Source organism: Streptomyces sp. NPDC026515, from assembly GCF_055567595.1.
This window is the reverse complement of sequence record NZ_JBVHQD010000011.1, coordinates 310,481-323,910: the sequence shown is the minus strand read 5'-3', so window position 1 is coordinate 323,910 and position 13,430 is coordinate 310,481. Positions and strand designations below refer to the sequence as shown.

At 71.9% G+C, this 13,430-nt stretch carries 8 protein-coding genes; 1 reads left to right on the top strand and 7 read right to left on the bottom strand.

Features of this window, described 5'->3' with window-relative positions:
- Positions 1-687, bottom strand: a 687-nt coding sequence (locus ACZ4O3_RS24895) for a maltotransferase domain-containing protein (protein WP_385000798.1), incomplete at its 3' end; no start/stop codon positions are given.
- 264 nt (positions 688-951) lie between these two features.
- Positions 952-2,154, bottom strand: a complete 1,203-nt coding sequence (locus ACZ4O3_RS24890) for a S8 family peptidase (protein WP_467724295.1) — start codon at positions 2,152-2,154, stop codon at positions 952-954.
- 217 nt (positions 2,155-2,371) lie between these two features.
- On the opposite strand from ACZ4O3_RS24890, the gene ACZ4O3_RS24885 reads away from it, so the two are divergent.
- Positions 2,372-4,996, top strand: coding sequence for a glycosyltransferase family 1 protein (locus ACZ4O3_RS24885; protein ID WP_385000807.1), 2,625 nt, complete (start codon positions 2,372-2,374; stop codon positions 4,994-4,996).
- Positions 4,997-5,070: 74 nt separating this feature from the next.
- Here ACZ4O3_RS24885 and ACZ4O3_RS24880 read toward each other — a convergent pair whose 3' ends face one another.
- The 5 genes from ACZ4O3_RS24880 to ACZ4O3_RS24860 all read right to left on the bottom strand — a co-directional run bounded on the left by ACZ4O3_RS24880 (position 5,071) and on the right by ACZ4O3_RS24860 (position 13,422).
- Positions 5,071-5,586, bottom strand: a complete 516-nt coding sequence (locus ACZ4O3_RS24880) for a DUF1990 family protein (protein WP_467724294.1) — start codon at positions 5,584-5,586, stop codon at positions 5,071-5,073.
- A 69-nt stretch (positions 5,587-5,655) separates the two neighbouring features.
- On the bottom strand, positions 5,656-7,299 hold the full coding sequence (locus ACZ4O3_RS24875) for a M4 family metallopeptidase (protein ID WP_467724293.1): 1,644 nt from the start codon (positions 7,297-7,299) through the stop codon (positions 5,656-5,658).
- A gap of 253 nt (positions 7,300-7,552) precedes the next feature.
- Positions 7,553-9,586 carry a M4 family metallopeptidase gene (locus ACZ4O3_RS24870; protein ID WP_467724291.1) on the bottom strand — a complete coding sequence of 678 codons (2,034 nt, stop codon included), beginning with the start codon at positions 9,584-9,586 and terminating at the stop codon, positions 7,553-7,555.
- Between the two features lie 303 nt (positions 9,587-9,889).
- Positions 9,890-11,632, bottom strand: coding sequence for an ABC transporter ATP-binding protein (locus ACZ4O3_RS24865; RefSeq protein WP_467724290.1), 1,743 nt, complete (start codon positions 11,630-11,632; stop codon positions 9,890-9,892).
- A complete protein-coding gene (locus ACZ4O3_RS24860; RefSeq protein WP_467724288.1) occupies positions 11,629-13,422 on the bottom strand; it encodes an ABC transporter transmembrane domain-containing protein in 1,794 nt (597 codons plus the stop codon). Before ACZ4O3_RS24860 ends, ACZ4O3_RS24865 begins: the two co-directional genes overlap by 4 nt.
- Positions 13,423-13,430: the final 8 nt, after the last annotated feature.

Genomic DNA, 13,430 nt, shown 5'->3' with positions numbered 1-13,430 from the left:
CCAGGACCCGTACAGGGCCCGCTCCCGCTCCACCAGCAGCGGCAACGGCTCCGAACAGGTCACCAGCTCCCGCAGCGGATACCGGGCCAGGATCTTCTCGACCTCGGGACTGAGCGCGGCGGCGAGGCGCCAGGGAGCCGGGCTGTCCTCGTCGCGCAGGACCTCCGCGGCGGCCAGGAGAACGTCCCGTTTCCTGTTCTTCGGCACCCCGGCGGCGGCCCGTTCGTAGAGCCGGGCGCCCTCCTCCAGGACCAGACCGGTGTCGATGCCGGCCGGGATCTTGATCCGGGCGTGGTGGCGCCAGGTGGTGACCGGATCACCCCAGGCCTCGACGTGATAGGTCCAACGGCCCGGTTTTCCGCCGACGGTGACGGTGGCTCCCCAGCGGTCGGTGCCGGGAGCCAGTTCCCGCATCGGGGTCCACGGGCCCCGACGGCCCTTGGGATCCTTCAGTACGACATTGGCGGCGACGGCGTCATGGCCCTCGCGGAAGACGGTGGCGGTGACCTCGAACGACTCCCCGGTCACCGCCTTGGCGGGCCGGCGGCCCTGCTGGACCAGGGGACGGACGTCGAGGACGGGTATGCGGCCGACGGCGGTGGCCTCGTCCGCGGGGGGTGCGGGGGGTGCGGCACGGGCTGACGTGCGCTGTGTCGGAGGTGCTGACGACTGGTGCGTGGCGGGCATGACCGCTCCTGTCCGCGGCAACGAGGGTGTGGGCGGATGGATGGTGACGGGACGGGTCCTGCGGCGGTATCCGGAGGTGTACTTGAGGGTCTACCTGTGCGGGGTATCAGCGCTGTGTCCATGGGGTGTACCGGAGGAGCCTTCCCACACTGTTCGTGTGGGCAATCCGGCACTTTGTTAACTACTCGGCCGTATGTCTACACACAAGACCGGCCCCGTTCCGTACGAACGGGGCCGGTGGCGTGTTCGCATGCGGAAAACGCTTTACGGTTCCGGCACCCGCAGGAGCCGGTTCGGTGATCCTGACCCCACACCGGTCACCTTCCCGCTCGCCGCCCTCGCAATCAGCGCCCTGGCGACCTGGGCCGGTGCGGCCCTCGGACGACCGGCGAGATAGAGCGCGGCGGCGCCCGCCGCATGCGGTGACGCCATCGACGTGCCCGAGTAGGTCGCTCTGCCGGTGTCGCTCCGGTACGAGTCCGAGGTGATCGCCACGCCCGGGGCGAACAGGTCCACGGCCGCGCCGAAGTCGGAGAAGCCCGCGCGGGCGTCGGTGCGGTCGGTGGCGCCGACGGTGATGGCCTGCGGCACGTCGGCCGGCGAGTAGCCGCCGACCGGCCGCCCGTTGTTGCCGGCCGCGACCGTGTAGGTCACCCCGGACCTGATCGAGTTCCGTACCGCGGCGTCGAGTTGGGCGTTGTGCGCACCGCCCAGACTGAGGTTGGCGACCGCCGGTCTGCGGGCGTGCGCGGTGACCCAGTCGACACCGGCGATGACCTGGGCGGTGGTCCCCGCCCCGGCGTCGTCCACGACCCGTACGGAGACGATCTTCGCCTTCTTGGCGACGCCGTACCGGGTGCCGGCGATGATGCCGGCGACATGTGTCCCGTGGCCGTTGCCGTCGCCCGCGGATCCGTCCCTGCCGACGAAGTCCCAGCCGTAGCTCGCCCGGCCGCCGAAGTCGCGGCTGCTGATCCGGACGCCGGTGTCGATCACGTAGACGGTGACGCCCGCGCCTCCCGGCCCCGGCCACCTGTACGACCCGTCGAGCGGCAGTCCCGCCTGGTCGACGCGGTCCAGACCCCAGGACGGCGGGTTCGTCCGGGTGCGCTCCAGCCGTACCCGGCTGTCCTGGACGACGGACACGACCCGCGAGTCCGCCGCGAGCCGCCGGGCCTGTTCAGCGCTTGCCCGGACGGCGTATCCGTTCAGCACACTGTCGTAAGTACGGCTTATTTTCGCCCCATAGCGGTTGGCGACGTCCCTCCCGGCCGCCGACGCCCCCTTGATCCCCGCTTCCAGGGTGACCAGATAACTTCCGCGGACCGCGCCCGGCCGGCCGGCGCCGGAGACGGTCCCCTGCGGTACGGCGTGCGCGGGCAGGGTGGCCGACGACAGCACGGCGGCCGTGACGACCGCGGTCAAGCCCCCCACCACACGCGAACGCCGGATGATCGTCCATGACATGGCCGCGAGTTCCCCCTCCTCAGCTCAGGGGGGCAGGGTCTCGTGCGGGGCCCGGTCCCACAAGAAGGCGTGGCGCGCGCGGGTCCGTCCACCGGGGGGACGAAGCCGGGGTCTGGTGCGGAGCTCCGACAACGGCCCCCTCGGCACCGGTACCGTCTGAAGGACGCCGAGCCGCACACCGCCGTACGGCTCTCACCACGAACGCGTGGAGTGGAATGTGAAGGCGATCCGTAGGTTCACCGTCCGTCCCGTTCTCCCCGACCCCCTCCGCCCTCTCAGCGACCTGGCGCGAAACCTGCGCTGGTCCTGGCATACCGAGACACGTGACCTCTTCCAGGCCGTCGACCCCGAGCGCTGGGCCGCCTCGGAGGGCGATCCGGTGCGGCTGCTCGGCAGCGTGCCGCCGGCGCGGCTCGCCGAGCTGGCCGGTGACCGCCGGTTCCTGCGCCGGCTGACGGCGGTCGCGGACGACCTCAACGACTACGTGACCGGCGACCGCTGGTACCAGTCCCGGCCGCAGGCCGCCGAGCTCCCGGCGGCCGTCGCCTACTTCTCGCCCGAGTTCGGCATCACGGCCGCCCTGCCGCAGTACTCCGGCGGCCTCGGCATCCTGGCCGGCGACCACCTGAAGTCGGCCAGCGACCTCGGCGTACCGCTGATCGGCGTCGGTCTCCTGTACCGGCACGGGTACTTCCGGCAGACCCTGTCCCGGGACGGCTGGCAGCAGGAGCACTATCCCGTCCTCGACCCGAACGAACTTCCGGTGGTGCCGCTGAAGGACGCCGACGGCACCCCGGCGCACGTCTCCCTCGCCCTGCCCGGCGGGCGGCTGCTGCGGGCCCGGATCTGGCTGGCCCAGGTGGGCCGGGTGCCGCTGCTGATGCTGGACTCCGACGTGGAGGACAACGACTTCGGCGAACGCGGCGTCACCGACCGGCTCTACGGCGGCGGCAGCGAGCACCGGCTGCTCCAGGAGATGCTGCTGGGCATAGGGGGTGTGCGCGCCGTGCGGACGTACTGCCGACTGACCGGCCACCCCGAGCCCGAGGTCTTCCACACCAACGAGGGACACGCCGGCTTCCTCGGCCTGGAGCGGATCGCCGAGCTGTGCGCGGAGGGGCTGGACTTCGACTCCGCGCTGGAGGCGGTGCGGGCCGGCACCGTCTTCACCACCCACACCCCGGTCCCGGCCGGCATCGACCGCTTCGACCGGGAGCTGGTCGCCCATCATTTCGGCCCCGACGCCGAGCTGCCCGGGATCGGGGTGGAGCACATCCTGCGCCTGGGGATGGAGACCTACCCCGGCGGCGAACCCAACCTCTTCAACATGGCCGTGATGGGCCTGCGGCTCGCCCAGCGCGCCAACGGGGTGTCGCTGCTGCACGGCAACGTCAGCCGGGAGATGTTCTCCGGGCTGTGGCCGGGCTTCGACGCCGCCGAGGTGCCGATCACCTCCGTGACCAACGGAGTGCACGCGCCGAGCTGGGTGGCCCCCGAGGTGGTCCGGCTGGGGGCCCGGCAGCTGGGCGACCGCCGTACCGAGGAGGCGCTGACGGTCGGCGGCACCGAGCGCTGGGACGCGGTCGCGGACGTCACCGACCAGGAGATCTGGGACCTGCGCCGCAACCTGCGGGAGCAACTGGTCCTGGAGGTACGGGAGCGGCTGCGCGCCTCGTGGCGGCAACGGGGCGCCGGGACCGCCGAGCTGGGCTGGATCGAGCACGCCCTCGACCCCGACGTCCTGACCATCGGGTTCGCCCGGCGTGTCCCCTCGTACAAGCGGCTCACGCTCATGCTGCGCGACCGCGACCGGCTGATGGATCTCCTGCTGCACGCCGAGCGGCCGATCCAGGTGGTGGTGGCCGGCAAGGCGCACCCGGCGGACGACGGCGGCAAGCGGCTGGTCCAGGAGCTGGTCCGGTTCGCCGACGACCCGCGCGTCCGGCACCGGATCGTCTTCCTTCCCGACTACGGCATGGCGATGGCGCAGAAGCTGCTGCCCGGCTGCGACATCTGGCTGAACAACCCGCTGCGACCGCTGGAGGCCTGCGGGACCAGCGGGATGAAGTCGGCGCTGAACGGCGGCCTCAACCTCTCGGTCCTGGACGGCTGGTGGGACGAGTGGTTCCAGCCGGACTTCGGCTGGGCGATCCCGACCGCGGACGGTGCCGGCACGGATCCCGAGCGCCGGGACGACATCGAGGCGGCCGCCCTCTACGACCTCCTCGAACAGCGGGTCACCCCGCGCTTCTACGAGCGCGGCCGGAGCGGGTTCCCGGACCGCTGGATCGAGATGGTCCGCCAGACGCTGACCCTGCTGGGTCCGAAGGTGCTGGCCGGCCGGATGGTCCGTGAGTACGTGGAGCGCCTCTACACCCCCGCGGCGCACGCCCACCGGGCGATGACCGCCGACACGGCCCGTGAACTGTCCGCCTGGAAGGACAGGGTGCGGGGCGCCTGGCACGGGGTGTCGGTCGACCATGTGGCGACCACCACGGCCACGGCCACCGCCGAACTCGGCACCACCCTGGCCCTGCGGGTCCGGGTCGGGCTGGGCGACCTGACGCCCGACGACGTGGAGGTGCAGGCGGTCTCCGGCCGGGTCGACTCCGAGGACCGCATCACGGACGCGACGACGGTGCCGCTGAAGCCGACCGGAGGCCCGGACCTGGAGGGCCACTGGACCTACGAAGGCCCGCTGTCCCTGGACCGCACCGGCCCCTACGGCTACACGGTCCGCATCCTCCCCTCGCACCGGCTGCTGGCCTCCGGCGCGGAACTGGGGCTGGTGACGGCGCCCTCGCAGGGGGCGGTGGAGGGAGCCGGGGTGCTGATGCGGTGAGGCGGGGCGGTCCGGCGGCCCGGCGGGGCACTCGGGCCCGGCCGCCGGACCGCCCGGCATCCGTGAGGGTGCGTTCAGACGGCGTCGGCTTCGTCCCCGACCAGCCCCCGCAGCACCTTGCCGCACCTGCGCGCGTACGCGTGCTGCAGTCCCCGGGCCGCGGCGCCGCCCGCGCGGGCGTACCACTTGGCGGGTTTGCTGAAGGCCGCGATCGTCAGCCAGACCGTGCCGTCGCCGGTGCGGGTCACGAGGAAGGCCTCCTCGCCGCATTCGGGGTGGCCGGGGAGGGTGCCGTAGGCCCAGCCGGCCCGGCGGGACTCCTCGAGCGTCCACACTATCCGGCAGGGGGCCTTGATCAGCCCGGCCAGGCTGACGGTGACGTCGACGCCTGGGGCGGCGCGGTCGGCGGAGGTCTCGATGCCGACGCCCAGGGCGCGGTGGAGTTCCCAGGTGAGGACCGCCTCGGCGGCCCGGTGGAAGACATCGGCGCCCTCCCCTATGCGCGCGCGCACATGGAGCGGGTGGAAGCCGGGCGGGCAGGCGGCGAGGTCCTCGCGGGTCGCGCCGACCGCCTCGTACGTGAAGGACATGGGGGAGAGCGTAGGGCGGACCCCGGGGAAGCCTTCGTCCCGGGGTCCGCCGCTACCGCTGTGATCCGGTCAGGTGACGTTGACGGCCGTCCAGGCCGCCGCCACCGCGTTGTACTCGGTGGAGCCGGAGCCGTACAGGGCCGCCGCCGCCGAGAGGGTGCCGGTGCGCGCCGACTTGTAGTTGGTGGTCGACGTGAAGTACGTCGTCAGCGCCTTGTACCAGATCTGGAGAGCCTTGGCCCGGCCGATGCCGGTGACCGTGGAGCCGTTGTAGGTCGGGGAGTTGTAGGACACCCCGTTGATGGTCTTCGCGCCGCTGCCCTCGGAGAGCAGGTAGAAGAAGTGGTTGGCGACACCGGACGAGTAGTGCACGTCCAGGTTCTTCACCGACGAGGACCAGTTGTCGGCCGAACCGCCGTCCTTGCTGGGCTTGTCCATGTAGCGCAGCGGGGTGCCGTCGCCGTTGATGTTGATCTTCTCGCCGATGAGGTAGTCGCCGACGTCGGAGGAGTTGGCGGCGTAGAACTCCACGCCGGTGCCGAAGATGTCCGAGGTGGCCTCGTTCAGGCCGCCGGACTCGCCGCTGTAGTTGAGGCCGGCGGTGTTGGAGGTGACGCCGTGGCTCATCTCGTGGCCCGCCACGTCCAGCGAGGTCAGCGGGTGGGTGTTGCCGGAGCCGTCTCCGTAGGTCATGCAGAAGCAGCTGTCGTCCCAGAACGCGTTGACGTAGCCGCTGCTGTAGTGGACCCGGGAGTAGGCCGCGACACCGTTGTTCTTGATGCCGCTGCGGCCGAAGGTCGCCTTGTAGAAGTCCCAGGTCTCCTGGGCGCCGTAGGCCGCGTCCACGGCGGCCGTCTGGTCCGTGGAGGAGCTGGAGGCCGCGCCGGTGCCCCAGGTGTTGTCGGCGTCGGTGAACAGTGTGCCGGTGCCGGAGGTGGAGCGGGCCAGGTTGTACGTCTTGTGGCCGCCGCGGGTGGTGTCGTACAGCTGGTACGTCGAGCCCGACAGGTTCGTGCTGAGGCTGACGGTGCCGGAGTAGAGGCTCTTGCCGGTGCCGGTGGCGTTCTCGATGCCCTGGTACTCGAAGAGCTTCTTGCCGGTGGCGGCGTCGGTGACGACGTGCAGCTGGTTGGGGGTGCCGTCGTCCTGGAAGCCGCCGACGATCGTCTCGTAGGCGAGGACGGGGGTGCCCGAGCCGGCCCAGATCACCTTGCGGGCGCCGTCGGCGGCCGACTTGGTGGAGCCGAGGGTCTTGGCGACGCTCAGCGCCGACTTCTCCGCCTTGGCGGTGCTGATCTGCGGCTTGAGGGAGGCCACCTTGATGGGCGTCTTCGTCGCCTTGGTGACGCCTTCGGTCTTGCCGGCCTTGGAGGTGTGCACCACCAGGTCGCCGCCGAGGACCGGGAGGCCCGCGTAGGTGCGCTCGTAGCGGGTGTGGACGGTGCCGTCGGTGTCCTTGACGACGTCCTTGACGACCAGCTTCTCCTTGGCGCCGAGGCCTATGTGCTGCGCGGTCTCCGTGACGTCCGCCTGCGCCTTCTGGATGAGGGCGGTGCGGGCGGAGTCGGAGAGCAGGGTGGGGGCGGCGGCCGGCGGCTGCTTGTCGGCGGCCGAGGCGTTGGAGGTCAGGCCCGTGGTCAGGAGGGCGCCGGCGGCGACAGCGGTGGCGATGGCCAGAGTGGTGCGCTTGCGACGCGCGTAGAGGGGGCTCACTCAAGCTCCTTCAGGATGTGGGGAGTCCGGGGCGGTGTGGGGTTACCGCACCCGACTGTGGGGTGTGAAGTTGCTGTGCTGTGCGACGGGTGAGGGAAGAGTGACATCAAGGTCGCGTACATGTCAGGACCCTGAAGTGATGTTGGCCGAAAAGCAGGTGTCGGGTGAACGTTGCGGACATGTAAAACGCGCGCCGCCCGGGGGAAGTCGAACCCCCGGACGGCGCCCGTGACTCGTGCCCGTCTCCTGCGGTTTACGGGAAGGTCAGCTTCCAGCTGTTGATCTTTCCGGTGTCCTGTGCGGCCTGGTCCTGGACCTTCAGCTTCCAGGTCCCATTGGCCGATTCCGACGAGGCGTTCACCGTGTAGGTGTCCGTCACGTCGTCCGCGGAGTCGGACGAGCTGAAGGCCTTGAGGCGGTAGGACGTCCCGGACGGACCGACGAGGTCGATCACCAGGTCACCGCGCCAGGTGTGGCTGATGTTCGGCGTCACCTGGAGGTTGGCCGGCGCGTTCCCGGTGCGTCCGGAGACCGTGATCGACGAGGTGACCGCGGGCCCGTTGTCCGGGATCGACACCACCGTGGTGCTCTCGTACGAGGTGCCCGTACCGCCGCCACCGCCCGAGCGGGAACCGACCGCGATGGCCGCCCAGGCGTCCTGCACCGCCTTGTACTCGGTGCTCGTGGTGCCGTACAGCTCACCGGCCGCCGCCAGGGTGCCGGTGCGGGCGGCGGCGTAGTTGGTGGTCGAGGTGAACTTGGTGGTGAGCGCCCGGTACCAGATCTGCAGTGCCTTGTCCCGGCCGATGCCGGTCACCGGAAGACCGTCCGCGGTGGGCGAGTTGTAGCTGACGCCGTTGATCACCTTGGCGCCGCTGCCCTCGCTCAGCAGGTAGAAGAAGTGGTTCGCGGGACCGGACGAGTAGTGCACGTCCAGGCCGCCGAGCCCCGAGTACCAGCTGTCCTTGGACGCGCCGTCCTTGCTGGGCTTGTCCATGTAGCGCAACGGGGTGCCGTCGCCGTTGATGTCGATCTTCTCGCCGATGAGGTAGTCGCCGACGTCGGAGGAGTTGGCGGCGTAGAACTCCACGCCGGTGCCGAAGATGTCCGAGGTGGCCTCGTTCAGGCCGCCGGACTCGCCGCTGTAGTTGAGGCCGGCGGTGTTGGAGGTGACGCCGTGGCTCATCTCGTGGCCCGCCACGTCCAGGGCGGTCAGCGGGTCCGCGTTGCCCGAGCCGTCTCCGTAGGTCATGCAGAAGCAGCCGTCGTCCCAGAACGCGTTCACGTACGAGTTGCCGTAGTGCACGCGGGAGTAGGCGCCGACGCCGTTGTTCTTGATGCCGCTGCGGCCGAACGTGTTCTTGTAGAAGTCCCAGGTCTCCGCGGCCCCGTAGTGCGCGTCCGCGCCCGCGGTGGCGGCGTTGGACGTGGTGCCGTTGCCCCAGGTGTTGCTCGACTGGGAGAACAGCGTCCCGGTGCCCGAGGTGCCGTGGTTCAGGTTGTACGTCTTGTGGCCGCCGCGGTCGCCGTCGGTCAGGTTGTACGTCGAGCCCGACTGGGTGGTCGACAGCGACACCGTCCCGCTGTACTGGGTGTTGCCGGTGCCGGTGACGTTCTCGATGCCCTGGTACTCGAAGAGCTTCTTGCCGGTGGCGGCGTCGGTGACGACGTGCAGCTGGTTGGGGGTGCCGTCGTCCTGGAAGCCGCCGACGATCGTCTCGTAGGCGAGGACGGGGGTGCCCGAGCCGGCCCAGATCACCTTGCGGGCGCCGTCGGCGGCCGACTTGGTGGAGCCGAGAGCCCTGGCGCGGGAGACGGCCGTCTTCTCGGCGCTCGCCGCGCTGACCGCCGGGGTCAGGTCGGCGACCTTGAGCGTGGCGTTGTTCGCCTTGACGACACGCTCGGTGGCGCCCGACCCGGCGGAGTCGACGATCAGGTCGCCGCCGAGGACCGGGAGGCCCGCGTAGGTGCGCTCGTAGCGGGTGTGGACGGTGCCGTCGGCGTCCTTGACGACGTCCTTGACGACCAGCTTCTCCTGTGAACCGAGGCCGATGGCCTTGGCGGTGGCGGCCCGGTCGGCGGTCGCGTCACGCAGCAGCTGCGCGCGCTGCGAGGGCGAGAGCTTCACGGCGACGTGCGCGGGGTTGACCTTGCCGGCCTGGGGCGCGGCGGGGGCGGCGCTGGCGGCGCCCGACTGGACGGCCGCGGCGATCAGGGCGGCGACGCCCGCGAGGGCCACTACTGCGGTGCGGTGGGGGGTGCGTCTGCGAGAGGAACTGCTTCTCAACACTGACTCCTTCTGCGTGGCCGCGGATCACACGGCCAGGGGAGATCCGGAGGGCGGGTGGGCCGTCCGGGCAGAACTCGGAACAGGTGGAACGCGGAACCACGTACGCGTGCAGTGCCGGACCCGGCAGCGACGGGTGGATCTGTGGGGTTGCTGTGAGCCGGCCGTGGGAAGAGTGGCACCAGAAAACGCGATCTGTCAGGACCGCGTCATGAATTTGGCCGGAAATCGTTCGTTGACCGGATGTTCATGTTCGGTATGCGGAGCGTTCGGCAAGTGGCCCGTTCGGCAAGTGGCCCGGCCTCAGACCTTCCTGTCGCCGTGCCAGGTCGCCCAGAGCGCCGCGTACGCCCCGCCCGCGGCCACCAGCTCCTCGTGGGTGCCGAGTTCGGTGAGCAGGCCGTCCTCCATCACGGCCACCCGGTCGGCGTCGTGCGCGGTGTGCAGCCGGTGGGCGATGGCGATGACCGTGCGGTCCGCCAGCACGGCGGCCAGTGCGCGCTCGGCATGCCGGGCGGTCGCCGGGTCCAGCAGCGCCGTCGCCTCGTCCAGGATCAGGGTGTGCGGGTCCGCGAGGACCACCCGGGCGAGCGCGAGCTGCTGCGCCTGGGAGCCGTCCGTGGCGCGACCGCCCGCGCCGAGCACGGTGTCGAGGCCGCCGGGAAGCCCGCGGACCCAGCCGTCGGCTCCCACGGCCGTCAGCGCCGACCACAGGTCCGTGTCGCTCGCTGCCGGTTCGGCGATCAGCAGGTTGTCCCGGACCGTGCCGAGGAAGACATGGTGTTCCTGCGTGACCAGGACGACCTGGCGGCGCAGAACGTCAGGTTCCAGGCCGGCGACCGGTACCCCGCCCACGGTCACCGTGCCCGACCCGGGCGCGTCGACGCCCGCCAGCAGCCGGCTCAGTGTCGTCTTCCCCGCGCCGGACGGCCCGACCACCGCGAGCCGTTCCCCGGGCCGCACCGTGAGATCCACCCCGCGCAGCACCTCGCCGCCGCGCTCATAGGCGAACCGCACCCCGCGCACATCGATGCGGTCGTCCGCCGGAGCCGGCGACCCGCCGTCCGGCGCCGTCCGCGGGGCCTGGGCCAGCCCCTCCACCCGGGCGAACGAGGCGCCGCTGGCCTGGAGTTGCTCCACCCGCATCAGAATCTGGTCCAGCGGCTCGGTGAACTGCCTCAGATACAGCGCCGCCGACACCACCACACCGACCCCGGCATGCAGCAGCCCGCCGACCAGCAGCACCCCGGCCACCGGCACGGAGTACGACACCTCGACCGCCGGGAAGAACACGGTCCGCAGGTACAGGGTGTGGAAGCGGGCCTTGCGGTTGGCCTCCAGCGCGTCCCGGCAGGCCGTGATCCGTGGTTCCTGGAGCCGGAAGGCCTCCACGGTGCGCGCGCCCGCCACCGTCGCCGTGACGATCTCCGCGACCCCGGACGTCGTCGCACCCTCCGCGAGATAGCCGTCCCGGGCCCGCCGAAGATACCAGCGCAGCGCCAGCCAGATCGGGGTCAGCCCGAGCACCCCGAACGCGCCGAGCACCGGGTCCAGCGCGAACACCGCGGCCAGCACGAACAGCGCCTGCACCGAGCAGACGAGCAGTTCGGGTCCGGCGTCCCGCAGGGTGGTGCCGACGGTGGTCACGTCGGAGGTGCCGCGCGCGGTCAGATCCCCGGTGCCGGCCCGCTCCACGACCGACGCGGGCAGCGCGAGCGTCCGGTCCACGAACTCCTCGCGCACCCGGGCCAGGGTCCGCTCCCCGAAGCGGTGGCCGAGGTAGCGGGCGGAGCGGGCGAGCAGCAGCTGGGCGAGCGAGCAGAGCAGGATCCACAGGGCGAGGCGGTCCACGGCACCGACACCACGGCCGGCCCGCACCGCGTCCACGATCCTGCCCACCAGCCAGGGGCCGGCCAGGCCGGTGCCGGCGGCGAGCGCGTTCAGCAGCAGGGCGGCCGAGAAGGCCGCGCGGTCCGCCCGCACCAGGCGGAGCAGCGCCCGGCGCACGTCGGCCCGTTCCGCGACGGGAAGCCGGCCCGTGGTCACCGCACGACCTCCTCTTCGTCCTGCGAGTCCCGGGCCACCAGGGCGCGGTAGCCGGGCTCGTACTCCAGCAGGCCCTCGTGGGTGCCGGTCGCCGCGACCTTGCCCTCGACCAGGTAGATCACCTCGTCGGCGCGGGCCAGCATCAGGGGGGAGGTGGTGGTGAGGAGAGTGGTGCGGCCGGACCGGGCGCGGTGGAGGCGCTCCGCTACGAGGGACTCGGTGTGGGCGTCGAGGGCCGAAGTGGGCTCCACGGCGAGGAGGACCTCGGGATCGGCCAGCAACGCCCGTGCGAGCCGGATGCGTTGGCGCTGGCCGCCGGAGAGGTTGCGGGCCTGGGCGGAGAGCTCCGAGTCGAGGCCGTTCGGGAGGGCCTGGACGATGTCGTTCGCCGCGGCCGCGTGGAGGGCTTGGGCGGTTCGCGCGTCAGGAGGTTCGGGTGAGGGGGCGGCGGCGGGTGCCGGGGAGTGGGGGCCTGTCGCGCCCACGCGGCGGCGGCCGCACATGTGGTACGGCCCCGCGCCCCTGAGGGAGTTGCGGAGGGTGTCGGCGAAGAAGTGGGACTCGTTGTCCGCCACCAGGATGCGGGAACGGACCTCCCACAGGGGTACGGCGTCCAGGCGGACCTCTCCCCAGGTCGCGTCCGACCGGGTGTAGCGGCCCAGGCGGTCGATCACGGTCGCGGTGTCGGTGGGGCTGGCGCCCACCAGGGCCTGGAGGCGGCCGGGACGGACCCGTACCCCCGACTCCGGGTCGTGCAGGGGCGCCGGTTCGGCCGGAGCCCGCTCCGTGCCCCGGTCCGGCTCCGGGGCCTGGCGCAGCAGGCCTACCACCCGGCGGGCGGCCACCACGCCCCGGCTGAGCTGGTAGCCCATGTCCAGGAAGAACGCCACCGGGCCCACCAGGACCGCGACATAGCCGTACACCGACACCAGCTGCCCCACCGTGATCTCGCCGCGGGCGGCCATCCGGGCGGCGAGCCAGGTCACCACCGCCAGGTACACCGTGGGCAGGCCCACGCCCAGGGCCTGGACCCAGCTGGCGACCGCGCCCACCCGGTAGCCCTGGGCGCGCAGGTGCTGCGAGTCCTTGCGGAAGGCGTCCGCGAACAGGCCCTTGCCGCCCAGTCCGTTGAGGACGCGCAGGCCGCCCGCCAGGTCCCCGATGCGGGCCGTGAGGACGCCCTGGCGTTCCCGGTACTCGGTCTCCCTGCCCTGGAGCCGGCGGGTCAGCGGACCCGCGAGGAGTGCCACCACCGGCACCCCGAGCAGGACCACGCCGGTCAGCAGGGGTGAGATCGGCACCAGCAGACCGGCCACCACCCCGTACACCACGACCGCGCCCACCCCGGGGCCGACGACGGTCAGCGCCTGCGCGATGGTGTGGACGTCACCGACGCCGATCGTGACGACCTCACCGGCACCCGCCCGCCGGGGCAGCGCCGCGCCGAGCCGTACCGCGTGGCCGACGACCACCTTGATCGTGCGGAAGTACGCGTCCATGCGCACCCGGGTCATCGTGCGGTGACGCATGATGCTGAGCCACGCGTTGACCGCCCCGAGGACGAAGATCGCCGCAGTCCACCCGGCCAGCACCGTCATGCGCCCCGGCACCAGGCCGTCGTCCACGGCCCGGGCCATCAGGTACGGCGTCGCGGCCATCAGCGTCAGCCAGGCGCTGCCCAGCAGCGCCCCGGCCAGCGAGCGGCCCGGCTGGCAGCGCACCAGCCACCACAGGTAGGACCAGCCCCCGCGCGTGTCGGGCGTGCCCGGATCCTCGTACGCGTCGATCACCTTGCGAC